The organism is Nocardioides sp. BP30 (assembly GCF_029873215.1).
Classification (GTDB): Bacteria; Actinomycetota; Actinomycetes; order Propionibacteriales; family Nocardioidaceae; genus Nocardioides.
This window is the reverse complement of record NZ_CP123620.1, coordinates 1,575,325-1,597,848: the sequence shown is the minus strand read 5'-3', so window position 1 is coordinate 1,597,848 and position 22,524 is coordinate 1,575,325. Positions and strand designations below refer to the sequence as shown.

At 71.6% G+C, this 22,524-nt stretch carries 23 protein-coding genes and 3 tRNA genes; 8 read left to right on the top strand and 18 right to left on the bottom strand.

Translation table 11 applies throughout. The annotated features are described in order from the left end of the window. Positions 1-73: 73 nt before the first annotated feature. The 3 genes from P5P86_RS07505 to P5P86_RS07495 are packed head-to-tail and all read right to left on the bottom strand — an operon-like array spanning position 74 to position 3,146. Entirely contained in the window at positions 74-640 is a 567-nt protein-coding gene (locus P5P86_RS07505; RefSeq protein ID WP_280610695.1) for a GNAT family N-acetyltransferase, read from the bottom strand. A gap of 5 nt (positions 641-645) precedes the next feature. Continuing rightward, positions 646-1,761: a D-alanine--D-alanine ligase family protein gene (locus tag P5P86_RS07500; protein WP_280610694.1), complete on the bottom strand. Its 1,116-nt coding sequence runs from the start codon at positions 1,759-1,761 to the stop codon at positions 646-648. 11 nt (positions 1,762-1,772) lie between these two features. Then, positions 1,773-3,146: a UDP-N-acetylmuramoyl-tripeptide--D-alanyl-D-alanine ligase gene (locus P5P86_RS07495; RefSeq protein WP_280610693.1), complete on the bottom strand. Its 1,374-nt coding sequence runs from the start codon at positions 3,144-3,146 to the stop codon at positions 1,773-1,775. A 40-nt stretch (positions 3,147-3,186) separates the two neighbouring features. On the opposite strand from P5P86_RS07495, the gene P5P86_RS07490 reads away from it, so the two are divergent. Next, entirely contained in the window at positions 3,187-4,254 is a 1,068-nt protein-coding gene (locus P5P86_RS07490; protein ID WP_280610692.1) for a trans-sulfuration enzyme family protein, read from the top strand. Positions 4,255-4,318: 64 nt separating this feature from the next. Further along, on the top strand, positions 4,319-4,723 hold the full coding sequence (locus P5P86_RS07485) for a GNAT family N-acetyltransferase (RefSeq protein ID WP_280610691.1): 405 nt from the start codon (positions 4,319-4,321) through the stop codon (positions 4,721-4,723). 81 nt (positions 4,724-4,804) lie between these two features. Here the strand turns inward: P5P86_RS07485 and P5P86_RS07480 are convergent, their stop codons facing one another. Next, entirely contained in the window at positions 4,805-5,806 is a 1,002-nt protein-coding gene (locus P5P86_RS07480) for an NAD(P)H-dependent glycerol-3-phosphate dehydrogenase (RefSeq protein ID WP_280610690.1), read from the bottom strand. Then, positions 5,803-6,564 (bottom strand): lysophospholipid acyltransferase family protein, encoded by a 762-nt coding sequence (locus tag P5P86_RS07475; RefSeq protein WP_280610689.1) that lies wholly within the window; start codon positions 6,562-6,564, stop codon positions 5,803-5,805. Before P5P86_RS07475 ends, P5P86_RS07480 begins: the two co-directional genes overlap by 4 nt. A gap of 83 nt (positions 6,565-6,647) precedes the next feature. Between P5P86_RS07475 and P5P86_RS07470 the strand changes: the two genes are divergently transcribed. Then, positions 6,648-7,298: a 2-phospho-L-lactate guanylyltransferase gene (locus P5P86_RS07470; protein ID WP_280610688.1), complete on the top strand. Its 651-nt coding sequence runs from the start codon at positions 6,648-6,650 to the stop codon at positions 7,296-7,298. Positions 7,299-7,419: 121 nt separating this feature from the next. Here the strand turns inward: P5P86_RS07470 and P5P86_RS07465 are convergent, their stop codons facing one another. The 3 genes from P5P86_RS07465 to leuC form a co-directional block, all read right to left on the bottom strand. Next, entirely contained in the window at positions 7,420-8,424 is a 1,005-nt protein-coding gene (locus P5P86_RS07465) for an HU family DNA-binding protein (RefSeq protein WP_280610687.1), read from the bottom strand. A 373-nt stretch (positions 8,425-8,797) separates the two neighbouring features. Next, positions 8,798-9,397, bottom strand: coding sequence for a 3-isopropylmalate dehydratase small subunit (gene leuD / locus P5P86_RS07460; protein ID WP_280610686.1), 600 nt, complete (start codon positions 9,395-9,397; stop codon positions 8,798-8,800). Positions 9,398-9,443: 46 nt separating this feature from the next. After that, a complete protein-coding gene (leuC, locus tag P5P86_RS07455) occupies positions 9,444-10,856 on the bottom strand; it encodes a 3-isopropylmalate dehydratase large subunit (protein ID WP_280610685.1) in 1,413 nt (470 codons plus the stop codon). A gap of 115 nt (positions 10,857-10,971) precedes the next feature. Here leuC and P5P86_RS07450 point away from each other — a divergent pair, with 115 nt between their 5' ends. Continuing rightward, complete coding sequence (locus P5P86_RS07450; RefSeq protein ID WP_026145857.1) at positions 10,972-11,691, top strand: IclR family transcriptional regulator; 720 nt, start codon at positions 10,972-10,974, stop codon at positions 11,689-11,691. A gap of 103 nt (positions 11,692-11,794) precedes the next feature. Then, positions 11,795-12,337, top strand: coding sequence for an NUDIX domain-containing protein (locus P5P86_RS07445; RefSeq protein ID WP_280610684.1), 543 nt, complete (start codon positions 11,795-11,797; stop codon positions 12,335-12,337). Between the two features lie 53 nt (positions 12,338-12,390). Here P5P86_RS07445 and P5P86_RS07440 read toward each other — a convergent pair whose 3' ends face one another. Then, positions 12,391-12,870 (bottom strand): methylated-DNA--[protein]-cysteine S-methyltransferase, encoded by a 480-nt coding sequence (locus tag P5P86_RS07440; RefSeq protein ID WP_280610683.1) that lies wholly within the window; start codon positions 12,868-12,870, stop codon positions 12,391-12,393. Next, positions 12,870-14,336 (bottom strand): AlkA N-terminal domain-containing protein, encoded by a 1,467-nt coding sequence (locus P5P86_RS07435; RefSeq protein ID WP_280610682.1) that lies wholly within the window; start codon positions 14,334-14,336, stop codon positions 12,870-12,872. Before P5P86_RS07435 ends, P5P86_RS07440 begins: the two co-directional genes overlap by 1 nt. 135 nt (positions 14,337-14,471) lie before the next feature. Here P5P86_RS07435 and P5P86_RS07430 point away from each other — a divergent pair, with 135 nt between their 5' ends. Together P5P86_RS07430 and P5P86_RS07425 are read left to right on the top strand one after the other, a co-directional pair. Next, a complete protein-coding gene (locus P5P86_RS07430; protein WP_280610681.1) occupies positions 14,472-15,701 on the top strand; it encodes an LCP family protein in 1,230 nt (409 codons plus the stop codon). A gap of 86 nt (positions 15,702-15,787) precedes the next feature. Next, positions 15,788-15,997, top strand: coding sequence for a hypervirulence associated TUDOR domain-containing protein (locus P5P86_RS07425; RefSeq protein ID WP_280610680.1), 210 nt, complete (start codon positions 15,788-15,790; stop codon positions 15,995-15,997). A gap of 130 nt (positions 15,998-16,127) precedes the next feature. Here P5P86_RS07425 and P5P86_RS07420 read toward each other — a convergent pair. The 8 genes from P5P86_RS07420 to P5P86_RS07385 form a co-directional block, all read right to left on the bottom strand. Beyond that, positions 16,128-16,203: transfer RNA gene (locus P5P86_RS07420), tRNA-Glu, on the bottom strand. A gap of 241 nt (positions 16,204-16,444) precedes the next feature. After that, positions 16,445-16,520: transfer RNA gene (locus P5P86_RS07415), tRNA-Glu, on the bottom strand. Positions 16,521-16,553: 33 nt separating this feature from the next. Beyond that, positions 16,554-16,625 (bottom strand) — tRNA-Gln (locus P5P86_RS07410). A gap of 55 nt (positions 16,626-16,680) precedes the next feature. Beyond that, a complete protein-coding gene (locus tag P5P86_RS07405; protein WP_280610679.1) occupies positions 16,681-17,640 on the bottom strand; it encodes a CPBP family intramembrane glutamic endopeptidase in 960 nt (319 codons plus the stop codon). Between the two features lie 8 nt (positions 17,641-17,648). Beyond that, positions 17,649-19,157 (bottom strand): glutamate--tRNA ligase, encoded by a 1,509-nt coding sequence (gltX, locus tag P5P86_RS07400; RefSeq protein ID WP_446724933.1) that lies wholly within the window; start codon positions 19,155-19,157, stop codon positions 17,649-17,651. 44 nt (positions 19,158-19,201) lie between these two features. Next, the gene (locus tag P5P86_RS07395) at positions 19,202-20,023 is read right to left on the bottom strand and encodes a fumarylacetoacetate hydrolase family protein (protein WP_280610677.1); all 822 of its coding nucleotides are present in this window, start codon (positions 20,021-20,023) and stop codon (positions 19,202-19,204) included. A 59-nt stretch (positions 20,024-20,082) separates the two neighbouring features. Further along, complete coding sequence (locus tag P5P86_RS07390; RefSeq protein WP_280610676.1) at positions 20,083-20,982, bottom strand: hypothetical protein; 900 nt, start codon at positions 20,980-20,982, stop codon at positions 20,083-20,085. A gap of 56 nt (positions 20,983-21,038) precedes the next feature. Beyond that, positions 21,039-21,524: a glutathione peroxidase gene (locus P5P86_RS07385; protein WP_280610675.1), complete on the bottom strand. Its 486-nt coding sequence runs from the start codon at positions 21,522-21,524 to the stop codon at positions 21,039-21,041. A 108-nt stretch (positions 21,525-21,632) separates the two neighbouring features. Between P5P86_RS07385 and P5P86_RS07380 the strand changes: the two genes are divergently transcribed. After that, complete coding sequence (locus P5P86_RS07380) at positions 21,633-22,442, top strand: 3-methyladenine DNA glycosylase (RefSeq protein WP_280610674.1); 810 nt, start codon at positions 21,633-21,635, stop codon at positions 22,440-22,442. The last annotated feature ends 82 nt before the right edge of the window (positions 22,443-22,524 follow it).

Below are 22,524 nucleotides of genomic sequence, written 5' to 3'. Positions count from 1 at the left end.
CGTCCGGGTTGAGTCGGGCCTCCGTCCGGGTTGAGACCGACGTCTCGATTGCTAAGAAGCGACGTCTCGACCGTCAAAGACTGACGCCTCGCGCCATCTCGAGCTCGTGGCCGGCCGCGAGCGGCACGGTGACTCCGGTAGCGGCGAACCCCAGCTTGCGGTACGCCGCCTGCGCGCGGGCGTTGTCCTCGTGCACGAGCAGCCGTAGCCGGTCCACGCCGTGCTCCCCGGCCCAGTCCCCGACGGCACCGACCAGCCGGCCCAGCACACCGGAGCCGCGGTGGTCGGGACGGACCCAGACCCCTACCACGTGCACCTGCAGCCGCTCGATCGGCTGCCCCGCCCAGTCCCGCGCGCCGGCCTCCTCGCGCAGGCCGGTGACGCTGCCCACCCACGCCCCGTCCCCGGCGACGGCGACGAACTGGGCCGCCCCGGTGCCCCGCGCCGCACCCGCGGCGCGCTCCTGCCAGAAGGAGTCCGGCCGGGCAGCGGCCTCCTCGTAGGTGTCGAGGAACGCGATCGCGGCGGCCTCGTCCCGCAGCGCCTCGAGGCGCATCGCGCGGATCGAGGGCCACTCATCCGCGCCGATCCGGCGTACGGCGGGGACCGGTGCCCGATGCGAGGACGACGGATCCGACACGCGACTCAGCGCAGCCCGGTCGGGCGCTCGAGCGCCAGCTGGATGAGCTCGTCGATCAGCTCGGGGTAGGACAGCCCGGTCGCCTCCCACATCTTCGGATACATCGAGATGGGGGTGAAGCCGGGCAGGGTGTTGATCTCGTTGATCACGACCTCGCCGTCGGGGCTGACGAAGACGTCGACGCGGGAGATGCCCTCGCCGCCGATCGCCTCGAACGCGCGCACCGCGAGGTCGCGCACCCTTGCTGTCACCTCGTCAGGCAGGTCGGCCGGCGCCTGGGTGCGAGCGTGCGAGGTGGCGGAGTACTTCTCCTCGAAGTCGTAGAAGTCAGCAGAGCCGTGGTCGACCACGATCTCGCCGGGCACGGACGCGCGCGGAGCCGAGCCGTCCCGACCGCCCAGCACGGCGCACTCGATCTCGCGACCCACCAATCCCTGCTCGACCAGCACCTTGGGGTCGTGGAAGCGAGCCTCCTCGATCGCCTCGGCCAGGCCGGAGATGTCGTCGACCCTGGTCACGCCGAGCGAGGAGCCGGCCCGGGCGGGCTTGACGAAGACGGGGAACGCCAGCTCCTGGCTGACCCGCGCGACCACCTCGGCCTGGCGCTGGTCCCAGTCGCGGGGATGCACCACGACGTAGGGGCCGACCGGCAGGCCGTGACCGGCGAAGACGAGCTTCATGTAGTGCTTGTCCATCCCGACCGCCGAGGCCAGCACTCCGCACCCGACGTAGCGGACGTCGGCCAGCTCCAGCAGCCCCTGGATGGTGCCGTCCTCGCCGAACGGGCCGTGCAGGACCGGGAAGACCACGTCGACCTCGCCGACGTCGCTGAGCCCGACCACCTGCCGGCCCGACTCGGTCGTCACCTCCGGCAGCCGACCGGCGGTGAGCTCGAAGCGCGACGGATCGCCGCCGGTGAGCACCCACTGACCCTCACGGGTGATCCCGACGGGGAGTACGTCGTACTTCTCGGTGTCGATCGCCTGCATCACGCCGGCCGCCGTGGCCGCCGAGATCGCGTGCTCCCCCGAGCGTCCGCCGAAGAGCAGGGCGACCCGGATCTTGCGGCCCGGTACGGGCTCCGCGACCTCGGTGGGGTTGGGCTGGGCTGCGTCGACCATGGGGCGAGAGTCTAGAGAAGCGACTGTGCGACCTCGTACAGGCGCGCCCCGTTGGAGGCCTTGAAGAGGACCGCGTCACCGCCGCCGAGGTGCGCACGGACCCAGTCGGTGACGGCGGCGTTGTCGGTGAGCAGCACTGTCGCCGTACCGCCCTCGCGCGCCCCCGTAGCGATCCCGCGGGCCGCCTCCCCCACCACCACGACCTGGTCGATGCCGTGCTCGGCCGCGTAGCGCCCGATCGCGACGTGCTCCTGCTCGGCATCGGGGCCGAGCTCCCTCATCTCCCCGAGGACGGCGACGGTCCGGGCGACCGCCTCGTCGGCACCGATCGTCGCGAGCGCGTCGATACCGGCGCGCATCGAGTCGGGATTGGCGTTGTAGGCGTCGTTGAGCACGATCGTGCCGTCGGGGAGCTCGTGCAGCTCCATCCGCCACTTCGACAGCGTCGTGACGCCGTCGAGTGCTGCGCCGACCTGCGCGAGGGTGAGTCCCGCCGCCATCGCGGCGGTGGCGGCTGCGGCCGCGTTGAGCGCCTGGTGGGCGCCCACCAGCTGCAAGGTCACGGACACCGCCGCCTCTGCTGTCGCCAGGGTGAAGGAGGGCCGACCGAGCCGGTCCAGCTTCAGGTCCCGCACCAGCACGTCCGCCTGATCCTCCTGCCCGAAGGTCAGCACCCGCGCGTGGGTGCGGGCCGCCATCGCTATCACGCGCTCGTCGTCGGCGTTGAGCACCGCCACCCCTGTCGTGGCCTCGACCAGCTCGCCCTTGGCGTCCGCGATCGCCTCCCGCGAGCCGAACTCGCCGAGGTGCGCGAACCCCACGTTGAGCACCACGCCGATGTCGGGCGGGACCAGCCCGGCGAGCTCCGCGATGTGGCCCTTGCCGCGTGCTCCCATCTCCAGGACCAGGAACCGGGTGGCGGTGTCGACCCGCAGCGCTGTCAGCGGCATCCCGATCTCGTTGTTGTAGGACCCGCGGGTGGCCACCGTCGGCGCGGCCTGGCCGAGGACGGCGCCGAGCAGATCCTTGACCGAGGTCTTGCCCTGCGAGCCGGTGATGCCGACCACCGTCAGGCCTCCTGCGGAACGGACCCGCGCGACGACCGCCTGCGCGAGCTGCTGCAACGCCCGCTGGACGTCGTCGACCACGACCGTCGGCAGCTCGGTGGGTCGGCTGCCGAGGACGGCGACGGCACCGGCCGCCGCCGCCTGCGGGACGTGCAGGTGACCGTCGGTGTGCTCCCCGGCGAACGCGACGAACAGGCTGCCGGGACCTGCCTCGCGACCGTCGATCACGACCGGTCCCTCCACCACGACGGGCTGCTCGGCACCGGCGATCGAGCCGCCCGTGAGGGCCGCGATCTCGGCGAGGGTGAGGGCGATCATGGTGTCCGAGCGTAGTGGGCCCAGGCTCTAGTCTGTGCACATGGCCGACCACACCAAGCCTGCGACCCGCGCCGTCCATGCCGGCCGGCCGGCACACGAGCCCGACCAGCCGTTGAACGTGCCCATCACGATGGCCTCGACGTACGTCGGAGGCGGCGAGAAGGAGTACGGCCGCTACACCAACGACGCCTGGGTGGCCTTCGAGACGGCGCTCGGTGAGCTGGAGGGCGGCAAGGCACTCACGTTCAGCAGCGGGTTGGCGGCGATCGCGACGCTGCTCGACCTGGTCAGCGACTCCGTCGTGGTCGCCGGGCAGTCCTACCTCGGCACGGTGGGCCAGCTCGCCGATCTCGAGGCCCGCGGCCGGCTGACCACGCGGCTGGTCGACGTCACCGACACCGCCGCCGTCGTCAAGGCGCTGGACGAGGACGTCGCCCTGCTGTGGCTGGAGTCGCCCACCAATCCCGGCATGGCGGTCGCCGACCTGCCGGCCCTGATCAGCGCTGCCCACGCCGTCGGCGCCCGGGTCGTCGTCGACAACACCTTCGCCACTCCCCTGCTGCAGCAGCCGCTGGCGCTGGGCGCCGACGTGGTGGTGCACTCGGCCACCAAGTATCTGGCCGGGCACTCCGACGCGGTGATGGGCGCCATCGTCGTGCCCGACGACGACGCCGGACGTGCCCTGTGGGACGTGCTCAAGGGCCGCCGCGACCTCATCGGCGCCATCCCGGGCACGCTGGAGGCCTGGCTCGCGCTTCGCGGCCTGCGCACGCTGGCGCTGCGGGTCGAGCGGGCCTCGGCCAACGCCGCGGTGCTGGTGGAGCGGCTCGAGGAGCATCCTGCCGTCAGCGAGGTGCTCTATCCGGGCTTCGGCGGCATGCTCGCGATCGTGCTCCCCACCAGCGAGGCGGCCGACGCGGTGACCCACGCGACCTCCCTGTGGGTGCACTGCACCTCCCTGGGCGGCGTGGAGTCGACCTTCGAACGGCGGCGCCGCTGGAAGGGCGAGGACAAGGAGGTCCCCGAGGGCCTGATCCGGCTCAGCGTCGGCATCGAGGACGTCGACGACCTCTGGGCCGATCTGGCCGGCGCGCTCAACGGGCTGTGAGGATCCGCTGAACCAGCTCACGGTCCGCCGCGCCACCTCCGGGGACCTGCCGGCGCTGCTGGCGATGGTCGCGGTCTTCTACGTCGAGGACGGGCACCCGTACGACGAGGTCCGGGTCCGCCGCGCCCTCGGTCCCCTCCTGGCCGACGACACCCACGGCCAGGTGTGGCTGCTGCAGCCGGACGAACCCGGCGCCGACGCTGCGGGCTACGCCGTCCTCACCTGGGGCTGGAGCCTGGAGTCGGGCGGTCGTGAAGGGCTCCTCGACGAGCTCTACGTCGCGGCCGGGTGGCGCCGCAGCGGGTGGGGAGGCCTGCTGATCGAGCAGGTGATCGCCCAGGCCCGGGCGGCAGGCTGCGGAGCGCTGTTCCTGGAGACGGTGCGGCCGAACGACAGGGCCCGGGCGTTCTACCGGAGGCACGGGCTGGTGGGTCAGGACTCGATCTGGATGCGCCGCGAGCTGGGGTAGTCCGGGGCGCAGATCATGCCTGCAGCCCGACAACCCCTGCATTGCGCCCCGGACTACCCCGACGGTAGGTCCGGCGACCGCTCAGTCCGTCTCGGCCTTCGTGGGTCGCCCGAGCATCGCGTCCATCGTCGCCGTGGCCGTCATCCGACCGGCGACGACCTCGTCGACGTACTGGGCCAGGGGGGCGTCCACGCCGTGCCGCGCGGCGAGCTCGCGCAGCGAGTGGCAGGACTTCACGCCCTCCGCCACCTGGTGGGTGCCGCCGGTGATCTCCTCGACCGAGAGGCCGCGGCCGAGCTTCTCGCCGAAGGTGCGGTTGCGGGACAGCGGCGAGGAGCAGGTCGCGACCAGGTCTCCCAGTCCGGCCAGGCCCATGAGGGTCATGGGGTCGGCACCCATCTTGATCGCCAGCCGTGCCGTCTCGGCCAGCCCACGGGTGATCACCGAGGCGGTCGAGTTGTCACCGAAGCCGAGCCCGACGGCCATCCCGACGGCGAGGCCGACGACGTTCTTGTAGGCACCGCCGAGCTCGCAACCCAGCACATCGGTGGAGGTGTAGGGCCGGAAGGCGGGGGTGTGGATGATCGCCTGCAGTTGCTTGGCGACCTCCTCGTCGGCGCAGGCGACCACCGCGGCGGCCGGCTCGCGCCGCGCGATCTCCGGTGAGAGGTTCGGGCCGCTGATCACAGCGATCCGGCCCTCGTCCGCGCCGGTCTCCTGGGCGATCACCTCGCTCATCCGGTTGAGGGTGCCGAGCTCGACACCCTTCATCAGCGAGACGAGCGGTGCCCGGCTCGGGAGGTGGGGGGCCCACGCCGAGAGGTTGGCGCGCAGGGTCTGCGACGGCGTGGCCAGGACGACCACGTCGGCATCGCTCGCCGCCTCCTCCACGTCGTGAGTGGCCCTGATGCGAGGCGAGAGCTCGACGTCGGGGTGGTACTCGGCGTTGCGACGGCTCTGGTTGATCCCCGCCGCCACCTCCTCACGGCGTGCCCAGATCGTCACATCGTTGCCGGCGTCGGCCAGCACGATGGAGAACGCCGTACCCCACGACCCGGCCCCGAAGACCGCTACCTTCGTCATTGCGCAGCCTTCTTGTGGAGGTTCGGATTGCCGGTGGAGTTCAGGCCGTGCTTGCGCGGGTCGAACCGCTCGTCGGGCGCCTCCTCGCCGCGGATCTCCTCGACCAGGTCCACGATCGCCGCCATGATCCGGTCGGTGGCCTGCCGCACGGCTGCGGCGGTGGGCCGCTGCTCGCGCAGGTCGTCGAGCTCCACCGGGTCGCCGACGCGCATGGTGATCGTCTTGCGGCCGACCAGATGGGGTCGCCTGGAGTACGCCGGCAGGAGCGCCTGGGCGCCCCACTGGCCCACCGGGATGACCGGCGCCCCGGTCGCCAGGGCGATCCGGGCTGCACCCGACTTGGGCACCATCGGCCAACCGGCCGGGTCCTTGGTGATCGAGCCCTCGATGTAGACGACCACCACCTCACCGGCGTTGACGGCCGCGACGGCTTCCTTGAAGGCGTCGGCGCCCGCCGACCGGTCGACCGGGATCTGGCCCGCCGCGCGCAGGAACCTGCCCAGCTGGGCGTTCTTGAACAGACTGGACTTGGCCAGGTAGCGCGACTCGCGACCGTAGTCCCAGACGAGGTGGGCGGCGGTGAGCGGATCGACGTGCGAGACGTGGTTGAGCGCGATGATGGCGCCGCCGCGTGCCGGGATCTTGTCCCCGCCGGTCCAGTCCTGCTTCGTCGTCGCCAGCAGGAGCGGCTTGAGGATGCCGACGGCGGCCGTCCATGCCCAGCCTCGCTCGCCCTGCAGCTTCCTGTACTTGCCCACGAACGAGCAGGCTACCTGCCGCGCGCCCGGCAAGGGCGGGGTGATGCGGAGCCGCCGGTCGGCGTGTTGGGAAGATGGTCGCGATGTCCTTCGCCGTCCTGCTCCCGGTCAAGCCTCCTGCGCGTGGCAAGTCGCGCCTCGTCGGCCTGCCCGGCGCTGCCCTCTCCGATCCCGGTCGGGTCGCGCTGGCGACGGCGTTCGCCCTCGACACCGCCACCGCGTGCTTGGCGGCAGCCTCGGTGGGCGCCGTACTGGCGGTCACCGACGACGCCCTCTTCGCCAGCTCGCTGACGGCGCTGGGCTGCTCGGCGATCCCCGACGGCGTGACCGATGACCTCAACGGGTCGCTGCGGCTGGCGGCCGCCGAGGCGGCTCGCCGCTGGCCGGCCCTGCGGCCGGTGGCGCTCTGCGGGGATCTGCCCGCGTTGCGGTCCGCCGACCTCGACGCGGCCCTGGCCGCAGCACTCACGACCGCTCCGCAGGGCGCCTGCTTCGTCGCCGATGCCGCGGGCACCGGGACCACGCTCTACTCGGCGCCGCTGCCGTCGTTCGACCCGTCGTACGGCGTGGACTCGGCGCGGCTGCACGTCGCCGGCGGCGCCGTCGCGCTGAGCGGCGAGCTGGTCTCGCTGCGGCACGACGTCGACACGCTCGAGGACCTGCGCGCAGCCGTGCCCCTCGGGCTGGGTGTCAGGACGACGCTGGCGGCCGCCGAGCTGGGGCTGCTGGGCTGAGGGGACGCCGGCTCGCCGAGGTGCGCAGCCGAGCCGACACATCCCGCGGTGAGCTCCGCGGGAGAGGTGCGGGCCGAGTGGTGTCCCTCGACGAACCGACAGGCCCGTACGACGCTAGCTGTCAGGACTCGGCCGGCGGCGTCGCCGGCGCGGTCTGTGTCGGCGCGGCAGGCGGAGTCTGGGTGGGGGCCGCCGGGGTCGCCTGGGTGGGCGCCGCCGGAGAGGACTGGGTCGGTCCCGGCGGCGGCGTCTGGGTGGGTGCGGGGCTGGTCGCGGAGCCGGTGGCCGGGGATGGCGAGGCCTGTCCTGCGCTGGACGGGGTTCGCTTGGCCGGGGTGCGCTTGGCCGGGGTGCGCTTGGCTGGCGTCTTGGTGGCTGGCGTCTTGGTGGCTGGCGTCTTGCTCGCCGCGGTCTTGCTCGCCGCGGTCTTGCTCGTCGCGGTCTTGCTCGTCGCGGTCTTGCTCGCCGCGGTCTTGCTCGCCGCGGCAGGCGCCGATGTCGCCGCCGGAGCCTTCTTCGCCGCCGGAGCCTTTTTCGCCGCGGCAGTCTTCGACGCCGCCGCGCTCGACGCCGCCTTCGTCGACGCCGCCTTCGTCGCCGGCGCCTTCGTCGCCGTCGCCTTGCGGATCGGTGTCACCTTCGTCGCGGTGGCCTTCTTCACCGGCGGCGCCTTCGCGACGCTGGCCTGCGCGGCAGCGGCGGTCGTGGCCGACTTCTTCACCGGTGCCTTGGTCGGCCTCTCCACCGGAGACGCGGTGGAACCGGCCCGCGCCTCGACGGCCTCCTGGACCTGGTCGACGACCCTCTTCACGCTCGCGGAGCTGGGCAGCTTGGGCAGCTTGATCGCGCCCGAGACGACGCCGCTGAGCTCCTTGGCGGCCTTGAACTGCGGGACGAAGGAACGCTTCGCGGCCTTCTTCGCCTTCTTGCCCTTGCTCGACCCCTTGACCTCGGACTTGCGAGGCAACACCTTCTCGAAGGTGCCGAAGCCCTTGATCACCACCTTCTCGCCGCGGACGACCTCGCGGGTGACGGTATCGACCACGGCGTCGAGCGCCTCGGCGGCGAGCTTCTTGTTCCCCTCGAACCGCGCAGCGAGCGCGTCGATGAGCTGAGACCTCTTCACGATCAACCTTTCGCGTGCCACAGGCCGAGCCGGCTGCTCGACGACTCCTGCCACCCTAGAGATACCCCGGGTACGGGCACCATGGCCGTTGCTCAAATCGCTCCCGCGATAGCCCAACCCTGCGAAGCTCAGCGGGATCGGGCGCGTGCGGCGCGGCCGATCTGAGCGTTCGGGACCCACAGGGTCACAGCCGTCCCGACGATCCGGTCCGCCTCGCAACCGATGGGTCCGCGCGAACGCGGGCGTGGCTGCCGCGACGACGCCCGCTGGGCCGTTTGCGAGGTCTGCGCCGTGGCGGAGCCCTCGCAGGAGAGGACGCGAAGGGCCGGCGTCACAGCTGTGACGCCGGCCCTCCCGGGTGAACTGCGGGATCTCAGGCGTGCTGCGTGACCGGCTTCCAGCTCGGCCGGGTGCCCTCGAAGGCGGCGATGTCGCTCTCGTTGCGCAGCGTCAGGCTGATGTCGTCCAGGCCGTTGAGCAGGCGCCACTTGGTGTAGGGGTCGACGTCGAAGGAGTCGATCACCGAGCCGTCGGCGGTGCTGACGGTCTGCGTCTCCAGGTCGACGGTGATCTCGCCGCCCGGGTTGTCGTCAAGGTAGTCCCACAGCCGCTGGACGACCTTCTCGTCGACCTGCCCGGTCAGCAGGCCGGCCTTGCCCGAGTTGCCGCGGAAGATATCGGCGAAGCGCGAGGAGAGCACGACCTTGAAGCCGTAGTTCTGCAGCGCCCACACGGCGTGCTCACGCGAGGAGCCGGTGCCGAAGTCGGGGCCGGCGATCAGCACGGTGCCGGCGCGGTAGGGCTCCTGGTTGAGGATGAACTCCGGGTCGTTGCGCCAGGCGGCGAACAGACCGTCCTCGAAGCCCGAGCGGGTGACCCGCTTGAGGTAGACGGCCGGGATGATCTGGTCGGTGTCGACGTTGCTGCGCTTGAGCGGGACGCCGACGCCGGTGTGAGACGTGAATGCTTCCATGGTGTGCCTTCTTCTGGTTCAGTCTGCGCGCGGGAGTCGGTCGACGTCAGGCGTTGGCCGGCACGAGGTCGGCCGGGGCGGAGAGGGTGCCGCGGACGGCGGTGGCGGCGGCGACCGGCACCGAGACCAGGTGCGTACGACCACCCTTGCCCTGTCGACCCTCGAAGTTGCGGTTGGAGGTGGAGGCCGAGCGCTCACCCGGAGCCAAGGTGTCGGGGTTCATGCCCAGGCACATCGAGCAGCCCGCGCCGCGCCATTCCGCACCAGCCTCGAGGAAGACCTTGTCCAGACCCTCCTCCTGCGCCTGCAGGCGGACCTTGACCGAACCCGGTACGACGAGCAGCCGGGTGCCGTCGGCGACCTTGTGGCCCTTGATCGTCTCGGCGGCGAGGCGCAGGTCCTCGATCCGGCCGTTGGTGCACGAGCCGATGAAGACCGTGTCGACCTTGACCTCGCGCAGCGGCGTACCGGCCTCGAGGCCCATGTAGGCCAGCGCCTTCTCGGCGGCGACGCGGTCCTGCTCCTCGGCGAAGTCGGCCGGGTCGGGCACGGTGGCGCCCAGCGGAGCGCCCTGACCCGGGTTGGTGCCCCAGGTGACGAAGGGGGTGATCTCGGCGGCGTCGAGGACGATCTCCTCGTCGAAGACGGCGTCCTCGTCGGTGACCAGGGTCCGCCAGTGCGCGACGGCGGCGTCCCAGTCGGCGCCCTTCGGCGCCTCCGGCTTGCCCTCGATGTAGGCGAACGTCGTCTCGTCGGGCGCGATGAGCCCGGCCTTCGCACCCCACTCGATCGACATGTTGCAGATCGTCATCCGGCCCTCCATGGAGAGCTCGCGGATCGCCTCGCCGCGGTACTCGACGATGTAGCCCTGACCGCCGCCCGTGCCGGTCTTGGAGATCAGGGTCAGGATGAGGTCCTTGGCGGTGACGCCGGCCGGCAGCGAGCCGTTGACGGTCACGGCCATGGTCTTCGGCTTGGCCTGCGGCAGCGTCTGGGTGGCGAGCACGTGCTCGACCTCGGAGGTGCCGATGCCGAACGCGATCGCGCCGAACGCGCCGTGGGTGGAGGTGTGCGAGTCACCGCAGACGATCGTCATGCCCGGCTGGGTCAGACCCAGCTGCGGGCCGACGACGTGCACGATGCCCTGGTCGACGTCGCCGAGCGGGTGCAGCCGTACGCCGAACTCCTCGGCGTTCTTGCGCAGCGTCTCGACCTGCGTCCGGGAGACCGGATCGGCGATCGGCTTGTCCCAGTCCAGGGTCGGGACGTTGTGGTCCTCGGTGGCGAGGGTGAGGTCGGGGCGACGTACCGGGCGCCCGGTCAGCCGAAGACCGTCGAACGCCTGGGGGCTGGTCACCTCGTGAATGAGGTGGAGGTCGATGTAGAGGAGATCGGGCTCCCCCTCGGTCGACCGGACGACGTGCTCGTCCCACACCTTCTCCGACAGGGTCTTGCCCATGGTTCATCGCTCCTTGATCCGAACCGGCCGCTGTCCGCCTTGACAGCCTCCGTGCTCACCACGGTAGGACGATCCCCGCTTGCGATTCCACTTCGTGAGACCTTAGTCTTGCTATATGGACACATCGAGCGGAGTCGGCGTCCTCGACAAGGCCGCCCTCGTGCTGACCGCACTGGAATCCGGGCCGGCGACCCTGGCCGGCCTGGTCACGGCGACCGGCCTGGCACGCCCCACGGCCCATCGTCTCGCGGTCGCACTGGAGCACCACCGGCTGGTCGCTCGGGACATGCAGGGCCGGTTCGTGCTCGGCCCGCGGCTCGCCGAGCTCTCCGCCGCCGCCGGCGAGGACCGGCTGCTGGCCACCGCCGGCCCGGTGCTCGCCCGCCTGCGCGACATCACCGGCGAGTCCGCACAGCTGTGGCGCCGCCAGGGCGAGTTCCGGGTGTGCGTCGCCGCGGCCGAGCGCCCCTCCGGCCTGCGCGACACCATCCCGGTCGGCTCCCAGCTCACCATGCGCGCTGGCTCGGCGGCACAGGTGCTGCTCGCCTGGGAGGACCCGGACCGGCTGCACCGCGGTTTGCAGAACGCCGCCTTCTCCGCCGCCGCCCTCTCCGGCATCCGCCGCCGCGGCTGGGCCCAGTCCATCGGCGAGCGCGAGGCCGGCGTGGCCTCGGTCTCGGCGCCGGTCCGCTCCCCCGGCGGCAAGATCATCGCGGCGGTCTCGGTCTCCGGCCCGCTCGAGCGACTCACCCGCCAGCCGGGCAAGATGCACGCGCCCGCCGTGCTCGCCGCCGCGGAACGGCTCTCGGAGTCGTTGCGCCGGGCCGCCGAATAGCGCCGACCCGTCACTTTTTGCGGGTCGAGAGGCCACTTCCCGCGCGCCCGTCGGACACTCGATGCGCGAAAGGTGACCTCTCGACCTGGCCTAGGCTGAGCCGGTGACCTGGGAGACCCTGAGCAGCCGTCGCGTCTACGAGAACCCCTGGATCACCGTCCGCGAGGACGACGTACGGCGCCCCGACGGCACCCCGGGCATCTACGGCGTCGTCGAGGTGCGGCACCCGGCGGTCTTCGTCGTACCCGTGACCGATGCCGGGGAGGTCGTCCTGGTGCGGCAGCACCGCTACACCATCGGCCGGGAGTCGCTCGAGATCCCCGCCGGTGGGACCGACGGCGAGGACGTGCTCGCCGCCGCACGCCGCGAGCTCGTCGAGGAGACCGGGTACGACGCGGGTGACCTGCGCCTGCTCGCCGAGGTCTACTCGCTCAACGGCGTCAGCCGCGCTCCCGGCCACGTCGTCCTGGCCACCGGGCTGACCCGCGTCGGCGCGGGTGGCGGTCTCGGCGATGAGGGCATCACCGCCGTGGAGCACCTGGCCTGGCCCACGCTGTTCGAGCTGCTCGGCGCCGGCGAGATCCACGACGGCGAGACAGCCGCGGCGCTGATGTACGCCGCCGTCGCGCTCGGCCGGGTCCGGTGACCACTCGACCTCCGAGAACTGACCCCTCGACCCGCGAAAGGTGACGTCTCGGCTCAGAAGAGCGCCTCGGTCTCGAGGTCGAGCAGCAGCTGCTTGCGTTCCACGCCCCCGGCGTAGCCCGTGAGCGAGCCGTTCGCACCGATGACCCGGTGGCACGGGATCACCACGGGGATCGGGTTGCGGCCGTTGGCCAGCCCGACGGCCCGCGCCCCGTGACCGGTCAGGCCGAGCCGCCCCGCGATCTCGCCGTACGTAGCGGTGCGCCCGTAACCGATCGACACCAGCTCCTGCCAGACGCGCTGCTGGAAGGGCGTCCCGGACGGCGCGAGAGGAAGGTCGAACGCGGTGCGCTCACCGGCGAAGTACTCCGCCAGCTGGCGCGCGCACGCGCGGAGCACCGGCTGTGCGTCGTCGCGCTCACCGCGTGGGCGACCGTCGGCGTAGGCGAACGGGTGGAAGTCGATGGCGCTAATCGCGCCGTCCTGCTCCACCAGCCGCAGCTCCCCGATCGGGGAGTCGATCACTGTCCACATCAGGCTGCCTCCACGGCTTGGTCGAGTGAGTTCCACAGGTAGAGCGAGGCGTAGGAGCGCCAGGGGCGCCAGCTCGCCTCGGCGAGGCCGGACGAGGCCGGATCGACGCCGAGACGGGTCAGGGCACGCCGCAGGCCGACGTCGGAGGGCAGGAAGACGTCGGGGTGCGCGAGCGCCCGCAGCGCGATGTAGCCGGCGGTCCACGGCCCGATCCCGGGAAGCGCCAGCAGCGCGTCGCGGACGGTGTCGCGGTCGGCGCCGCGGTCCAGCGCCACCTCCCCGCCGACGATCGCGGCGGCCAGCGTGTTCAGCGCCCGACCGCGCGAGCGCGGCATCGGCAGCGCCTCGGGCTCGATGCCGGCGATCGTCTCGGCGCCCGGGAAGAGATGGGTCAGGCCGGCGACACCGGTTTCGAACGGCACGCCGTGGCCGGCGACGAGCCTGCCCAGCACGGTGCGAGCACCCGTGACGCTGACCTGCTGGCCCACGATCGTGCGCACCGCCAGCTCGGCGCCGTCGGGTGCGCCGGGCACTCGCAGGCCGGGCGTCCTGGCCACCAGTGCGCCCAGCAGCGGGTCGGCGCCGAGGTGGAGCCCGACGGCGACCGGATCGCAGTCCGCGTCCAGGATCCGCCGCACCCGCTCGACGGCAGCGCCGGTGTCGCGCAGGTCGGCGAGCCGGAAGGCGGCCGGAACGAACGCGGTGCCCGGCCCGGTCAGGTCGTCGAGCTCGAGCTCGACGACGCCGGGTCCGTGCGGCAGGTCGAGCGTGCGCGCATACGTGTTGCCGCGGGCGACCTCGACGCCTGCCACGGCGTGGTCGGCCAGGAAGCGCAGCAGGGCGGCGCCGGCGTACGGCGTCCGCACGGCGAGCCGCAGGTGCATCACCCCGCTGCCCACCGCGCGAGCGCGACGCCCGCGCAGCTGCGACGGCGTGGCGGCGTACACCTCCCGGACGGTGTCGTTGAACTGCCGCACGCTCGCGAAGCCGGCGGCGAACGCGACGTCGGCGAGCCCGAGATCGCTGGTCTCGATGAGCACCCGGGCGGTCTGGGCGCGCCGCGCCCGGGCGAGCGCCAGCGGCCCGGCCCCGACCTCGGCGAGCAGGAGCCGATTGAGGTGGCGCGGTGTGTAGCCCATCCGGCGGGCGAGTCCGTCGACGCCCTCCCGGTCGACGACACCGTCGGCGATCAGCCGCATCGCCCGGCCGGCGGCCGTCGCGGCCACGTCCCACTCCGGGCTGCCGGGCGTGGCGTCGGGCAGGCACCGCTTGCACGCGCGGTAGCCGGCCGCCTGGGCCGCCGCCGCGCTGCGGTGGAAGGTGACGTTGCCGGGTGCCGGGGTCCGTGCCGGGCACGACGGCCGACAGTAGATGCCGGTGGTGCGCACCGCTGTGTAGAAGACGCCGTCGAAGCGCCGATCGCGCGAGGAGACGGCGCGATAGCAGGCTTCGGTGTCGAGCTCCATGCCCCCATCCTCCCTCACGCAACGACTCCGATCTGGCGGGAATCGGACACGGCCGCGCGGCGCACTGAGCCGACACGTACCGGCAGGTAGAGCGACATTCATGTCTGTCTCAGCCAAACCTGGCAGGATCCGGACATGTCACAGACCGGCCCGATGGCGCCGCATCACCGTCGAACGGTCTTCACCGTCATCGCCTGCACCCTGCTCGTGCTGGCGCTCGCGACCGGCACCTTCGTCGCGGTGTTCTACCAGCACCTCGACGCCAACCTGCACGCCGGCCAGGCGATCAAGCACGAGGTGCACAAGAAGCAGAAGGGTCCCAAGGCTCCGCTGAACATCCTGGTGATGGGTCTGGACAACCGCGACTGCGCCGGCTGCGACGTCGACAGCGAGTCGGGAGCCGACGGCTCGGACACCACGATCCTCGTGCACATCTCGGCCGACCGTAAGACGGCGTACGGCATCTCGATCCCGCGCGACGCCCTGGTCAAGCCGGTCGCGTGCACGGCCGGCCACCACTACACCTCGCGGGGGGTCACGACCGACCTCGTCCAGTGGAACGCCGCCTTCACCGCCGGTGGCGCCGACTGCACCGCCGAGCAGCTGGAGAAGAACTTCGGCATCTACGTGGACGGCTACATCACCGTCAACTTCGGCGGCTTCAAGGGCATGGTGACAGCGCTCGGCGGGGTCAACGTGTGCATCCCGTTCGAGCTCAGCGACCCCAACGTCGCCCACATCACCTTCGAGCCCGGCAAGTCCGTGCATCTCAACGGCCCGCGTGCGCTGCAGTACGTCCGGCTGCGCCATGTGCTCGACGGCAGCGACATCGGCCGGATGAAGCGCCAGCAGTACTTCATCTCCCAGATGATCGACAAGGCGGACAGCGCCGGCACGCTGACCCGACCGGACAAGCTGGTGAAGTTCGCCAACGCGCTGACCGGCTCGATCACGACCAGCCCGAACCTGGCCTCGGTCAAGCAGCTCGTCAAGCTCGCCAAGCAGGTCAAGGGCATCGACCTGACCAACATCCGGTTCATCACCGTGCCCAACGCTGTCTACGACGTGCCCACCACCGACCCGTACTACGGACGGGTCAAGATCCTTCCCGCCGCCAAGAAGCTGTGGAAGCGGGTCAGCAACGACAAGCCGCTCACCAAGTCGCTGGCAGCCGGGGCCATCTCGGCGGGCGGGTCAGGTTCCGCGACGCCCTCGAACTCGACCTCCTCCTCCCCGTCGGGTACGCCGAGCTCGACGTCATCCCCCTCGGCCACCACGTCGGCCGGCAGCGGTTCGAGCAGCGGTTCGAGCAGCGCGCCCACGCGGGAGATCGCCGATGCCGCCCAGTACGGCCTGTGCAGCTGACCTGAGCCCTGACGTGAGCTGCTGACCTGAGCCCGCCGCCCGCGGGTACCGGGTCGCGACGATCGTGACGACCACGGAGGCGAGGCATGGCGGACTTCAAGAAGGGCGACAAGGTGACGTGGCGCAGCCACGGCGGCGAGGCCGAGGGTGAGGTGCTCCGCACGATCACCTCCGACACCGAGCTGGCCGGCCGACAGGTGCGGGCGAGCAAGGACAAGCCGCAGTACCTGGTCCGCAGCGAGAAGAGCGGTGGCGAGGCGGTCCACAAGCCGTCCGCGCTGAAGAAGAAGGGCTGACGCGGGTAGCGGGGCCCGGCGACGCCGTCGCCGCGTCCTCGCCACGACCCGCAGAAGTGAGCAGCTCGCGCCCGCAGCGGCGCGAGATGTGAAGCGGCCCCGGCGCAGAGCACCGGGGCCGCTTCCTGCGTGGTACCCCCGACCGGATTTGAACCGGCGTTACCGCCGTGAGAGGGCGACGTCCTAGGCCGCTAGACGACGGGGGCTTGCAGGCGTCGGCCCGCCGTTCCCGGCTGGCCAACGAGCAGAGACTCTAGCCGATCCCCGCCGCCACCACCGCATCGGGGGCGGTGTCGGGAGCGTCACGGGCACGGGCGCGCCGGTGCTTCCGCTGTGCGCCCGCCGCTGTCCGGTCGTCGGTGGCCGCCGGCCGGAACTGTCACCGAAACACGTCCGTGCGCACATGCGAAGCGGCCCCGGCGCAGAGCACCGGGGCCGCTTCCTGCGTGGTACCCCCGACCGGATTTGAACCGGCGTTACCGCCGTGAGAGGGCGACGTCCTAGGCCGCTAGACGACGGGGGCTTGCAGTGGCTCCCCTCGCAGGAGGGGAATCCGCTGGGATACTAGGACTCGAACCTAGAATGGCTGAACCAGAATCAGCTGTGTTGCCAATTACACCATATCCCATTGACCTGGAAGTCAATCGCACCCGCCGCCGGAGCGGCTGGCGCGAGACGAAAGATTACATGGCCCGCCCGGCCGGTGCGAAATCGGGCACCCCGGTGCGGGTCTGGAGCCCCCGGCGCCGGCCGGCCCACAGCACCAGCGCGAGGAAGACCAGCGACTGGGTGAGCGTGACGGGGATGTTCCACCAGCTGCCCGAGGTCGCGTTGAGCGTCTGGCTCATGTTCCCGTAGAGCAGCGCGAGCCCGAAGGCCAGGAAGTTGTTCAGCACGTGCATCGCGATGCCTGCCTCCAGCCCGCCGGTGGCGATCACCAGCACCCCCGCCACCAATCCGAACGCGAACCGGTCGAAGAACACCGGCACGTCCTGGCCACCGTGCGCCAGCGCGAACAGGAACGCGGGGATCACCACCGCCGCCCAGCGCTGCCTGAAGAGCCCGCCGAACGCCTGGGTCAGGTAGCCGCGGAACGCGTACTCCTCCCCCGCCGCCTGCAGCGGTGTCAGGAACAGGATGACCAGCAGATAGTCGCGCATCGTCGCGGACCAGTGGTTCAGCGCCCCCCCGACCTTGGTGTCCGACGGGCCCTGGGAGGGCAGCACCGCCGAGACGGCGAGCGTCGCCACCAGCGCCACCACCGCCAGCGCCAGGCACAGGCCGAACCATCGCCACCGGATCCGGGGACGCACCGACGCCAGCCACGCGGGGCGCAGACCGTGCACCACCCACGTCACCAGCATCGCGACCGGGATCGCGGCGGCCAGCGACAGGTTGAGGAACGCCAGCGCGGGCGGCGTCAGGTGCTTGGTGTCGCTGAGCCGGTCCAGTGCGGCGGAGACGTCACGACCCGCCACGGCATAGCCCACCGCGAAGGCACCCTCCAGGAGCAGCTGGGCCACGATCAGCGTCAGCACCAGCAGCGCGAAGACGCCCACCAGCGTCCGGAGCGCGCCGTTGCGCCCACCCCGGTGCAGCTGGTGGTACGCGAGGCCGCGCCCGGGCTCGGGGAGGGCTGGCACGTCCGACCTCAGGCCAGCGCGCTCTGCAGCCGCGCCAGGCTGCGCTCGCGGCCGAGCAGCTCGAGCGACTCGTACAGCGGCGGGCTCACCCGCTTGCCGGTGGTGGCGACGCGCACCGGGCCGAAGGCCACGCGCGGCTTGAGGCCCATCTCCTCGACCAGCGCCTGCTGCAGCACGTCGCTGATCCGGGCCGCCGACCAGGGCTCGACGCGGGCCAGGGCGTCGTACGCCGCCTGAAGCACTGCCTGGCCCTCGTCGGTGTCGACCAGCTTGGCCCTGTCCTCGGCGTCGAGAACGAAGTCGGCCTCGTCGATGAACAGGAACCGGAGCAGCTCGCCGACCTCGGTGAGCTTGTTGACCCGCTCGGCCACGAACGGCATCGCCAGCTCCAGCAGCTGCTGGTCGGCCGGGCTGACGGGGTCGGTGAGCACCCCGTCGCGCTTGAGGAACGGCAGCGCGCGGTCGGTGATCTCCTCGACCGAGAGCTGGTGCACGTGCGCGGCGTTGATGGCCTCGCACTTCTTGAGGTCGAACCGCGCGGGGTTGGCGTTGACGTCCCTGATGTCGAACGCCTCGACCATCTCCTCGAGGGAGAAGATGTCGCGGTCCGCCGCGATGGCCCAGCCGAGCAGCGCCAGGTAGTTGAGCAGGCCCTCGGGGACGAAGCCCTGCTCGCGGTAGGCGAGCGCGTGCGCCTCGGGGTCGCGCTTGGAGAGCTTCTTGTTGCCCTCGCCCATCACGTACGGGAGGTGGCCGAACGCCGGCGTCGCCTTGGCGATGCCGACCTCCTCGAGCGCCTCGTACAGCGCGATCTGGCGCGGCGTGGAGGACAGCAGGTCCTCCCCGCGCAGGACGTGGGTGATCTCCATCAGCGCGTCGTCGACCGGGTTGACCAGCGTGTAGAGCGGGTCGCCGTTGGCGCGGGCGAGCGCGAAGTCCGGCACGTGCTTGGTCTCGAAGGTGACCTCGCCGCGGACCAGGTCGTTCCACGTGATCGAGCCCTCAGGCATCCGCAGGCGCGGGACGAAGGCTCGTCCCTCCGCCTCGAAGGCGGCGATCTGCTCCTCGGACAGGTCGCGGCAGAAGCCGTCGTAGCCCATCACCGGCGCCTCGGGCTTGGTGCCCTGGCCACCGGCGGCGGCGAAGGCGGCCTTGGCGGCGGCGTACTCCTCCTTCTTCACCAGCGCCCGACCCTCGATCTCCGCGGTGGTGCAGTAGCAGCGGTAGACACGGCCGGAGCTCTGCAGCTTCGCGAGGGCGTCCGCGTAGATGTCGCCGCGCTGGCTCTGGAAGTACGGCGCGTGCGGGCCACCGACCTCGGGGCCCTCGTCCCAGTCCAGGCCGAGCCAGCGCATCAGGTCGATGATCGAGGCCAGCGACTCCGCGGTGCTGCGCTCCTTGTCGGTGTCCTCGATCCGGAAGACGAAGGTGCCGCCGTGGTGGCGGGCGAAGGCCCAGTTGAACAGCGCCGTGCGGACCAGCCCGACGTGCGGGCTGCCCGTCGGGCTCGGAGCCATCCGGACGCGGACGCCGCTGCCCGTGACGGGCGCAGTCTTGTCGTTCACTTCTTCACCACCGTGTTCGTGAGCGCACCGAGGCGCTCGATCGAGACTTCCACTTCCTGGCCGGGCTGCATCGGCCCGACGCCCGCCGGCGTACCGGTGAGGATGACGTCGCCGGGCAGCAGCGTCATCGCGGCGGTCACGTGCGCGATGATGGCCGGCACGTCGAAGAGCAGGTCGCGGGTGTTGCCGTCCTGCTGCAGGTCGCCCTCGAGGAACGTCTGCAGGCGCAGGCCACGCTTGACCTCCTCGAGCGTCAGCTCCGTCTCGATCCAGGGACCGAGCGGGCAGAAGGTGTCGAACCCCTTGGCCCGGCTCCACTGCTTGTCGGCCACCTGGAGGTCGCGTGCCGACACGTCGTTGGCGATGGTCCAGCCGTAGATGACCTCGGCGGCACGCTCGGCCGGGACGTCCTTGCAGATCCGGCCGATCACGACCGCCAGCTCGCCCTCGAAGTGGACGTTCTCGCTCTGCGGCGGATAGACGATCGCGTCGCGTGGCCCGATCACCGAGGTGTTCGGCTTGAGGAAGAACATCGGCTCGATCGGGGCGTCCCCGCCGGTGACACCCTTCATCTCCGCGACGTGGTCGGCGTAGTTCTTGCCGATCGCCACCACCTTGCTGCGCGGGATGACCGGCGCCAGCAGCCGGACGTCCTCGAGGCGGTGGGTCTGGTCGATCGGGTTGATCCCGGCGTAGATCGGGTCCCCGGCCAGCGCCACCACCTGGGCGTCCGGGTCGGGCTGGCCGTACTCGTCGAGGTCGCCGGTCACGATGCCGAAGAGCGGCTCGTCTCCTGTGGTGAATCGGGCGATGCGCACCGCCCGAGCCTATCGGTCCCGCGTTCGCTCAGCGCCGTCGGAGCGTCGCCCGGTCGCGCTCAGCCGCGACCGAGCGCGACCGTCACCGTGCCGTTGGGTCCCCTGAGCCGCAGCGTTCCGTGGCCCTTGCCGGACACGTGCAGCGTGCAGGCCTGGCCGGCACGGAGCGTGCAGCGCCGGTGGTTCGCGTGCCAGCCGTGGCTGACCCTGACCCGGACCTTCATCGCCCGACCCGACGCCCACACGTCGAGGTCGCCGGCGTGCTTGAGGCGACGCTTGGACACCCCTACCGGGATCAGCCGGCGCTCCGCGTGCCAGGTCAGCACGTCGGCGCGGTCGTGGGTGTCGCCCCCGAGGAAGAGCTGGGTGGCGCCGCCGCGAGCGTCCGATCCGGCGCCCATCAGCGTCGGGGCGCGGTAGTGGCCCAGGATGTTGTTCCGGTGCCCGTAGCAGCCCGCGTCGGTGGCGGTCGTGCAGTCGAGGTTGCCCGAGCCGGGGCCGTCGTCGTACATCCAGAGGAACTCGGCCCACACCGGGCTCGCCGTACTGGCCCAGTTGCCGCCGCCCTGCATCGTCCAGGCCGGGAACGACGGGTCCCGGCTCTGCTGGGCACCCCGCTGGGCGTAGGGCTGCAGCGTGCTGGCGAGGCCGGCCACGGGCGCCAGCCCGCGGTCGACCCGGTCCAGATCGGCGAGCACCATCAGCTGGGCGGGCGCCGTCAGCGTGATGAAGTTGCTCGGCAGCGTGACCGGGCCGACCCCCTCCCGCCGACGGGCACGGTCGTAGTCCTTGACCGCGTGCTTGAGGCAGGAGCGCGTCACCGCTCCGCTGGTCGCGCACCGGTGCAGGCCCTTCGGTGCGGTGTTGGGCGGCCCGGCCGCGTCGGAGGGCTGGACGAGCCCGAGCCCGAGCACGAGGAGCAGGACGGCGACGAGCGTCGCCAGGATGCGTCGCTGCATGGGATCCGGTGTCCTCCTCCGGCCCGATGATGCGTCAGCCATGCCGCCGGCCCGGATCAGGAGGCCGGAAGGAGCGCCTCGATCGCCGGCGCGAGCTTCTCCGGCTTGGTCGCCGAGCCGAAACGCCTGACCACCGCGCCGTCGGGACCGACGAGGAACTTGGTGAAGTTCCAGCGGACCTTGGTCCCCAGCACACCGCGCGCCTGCGAGCGCAGCCAGCGATAGAGCGGGTGGGCTTCGGCGCCGTTGACGTCGATCTTGGCGAACATCGGGAAGCTGACCCCGTAGTTGCGCTGGCAGAACGCGCCGATCTCCTCGGCGGAGCCCGGCTCCTGGTTGCCGAACTGGTTGCACGGGAAGCCGAGCACGACCAGGCCGCGATCGGCGTACGTCTCCCAGAGGCGCTCCAGGCCTTCGAGCTGCGGGGTGAAGCCGCACCGCGAGGCCGTGTTGACGACCAGCACCACCTTGCCGGCGTAGTCGGACAGCGACTCCTGCGTTCCGTCGAGCCGGGTGGCCTCGAAGTCGGACAGTGTGGTCATGACGCTCCTCTGCTCGAGCACCGCTGGTGCGCTGTGGTGCTGCCGTCCGATGATCCTGCCGAGTATTCGGAGTCGTGACCAGCCCGGACGGGTCGTTACCCTCGTGCGGTGACATCGGTGGTGGAGCACGACGAGCGAGAGGCGCCTGCGCTCGCCCACCGCGAGCGGCTGCTGCCCTTCGTCGGCCCCCACCTCGCCCGCCGCGAGGCGGGCATCAAGCACCCGGTGCACGACTTCCTCTTCACCTACTACTCCTTCCGGCCCGCTCAGCTGCTGCGCTGGACGCCCGGTGCCGCCGCACTTCCCGAGAGCCGACGTCTGCTCGTCACCACACTGCTGCGACTGCTGCGCGCCACCGCAGCGCGCCCGGCGCACCTGAGCTGCTTCGGACTGCACGAGTGGGCGATGGTCTATCGCGCCGACGAGACCCGGCATCCGCAACCGCTGCGCCTGGGCGGTGAGGCGACCGACGCCGTCGTGACGTCGCACCGCATCCAGTGCTCGCACTTCGACGCCTACCGGTTCTTCACCCCGGCCGCTGTCGGGCTCAACGTGCTCCGCCCCGGCCGCGACGACCGCGCGGACTTCGAGCAGCCCGGCTGCCTGCACGGCACGATGGACCTCTACAAGCACGCCTTCCGGCTCTCCGGGCTGATCGGCTCGGACCTCGTCGCGGACTGCTTCGAGCTGGCCTGGGAGGTGCGGATCATGGACATGCGGGCAGCGCCGTACGACCTCTCCGGCATCACCCTGGACCCCACCGGCGAGCCCTGGACACCGGTGCGGATCGAGACGGCCGCCGGCAAGCAGGAGTACGCCGCCGCGCAACGTCGCTTCGCCGAGCGCGGCACGGTCCTGCGGCAGCGGCTGATCGGGGAATGCGAACGACTCCTGGCTGCCGAGGCATCCGCCGGCTGAGCGCTGTTTCGTCCGCCCCATGGCACGTGATCGCAGCCGGCAGTGGACGACGGCACGGCGAACGAAATCGCTCCCGGACGAG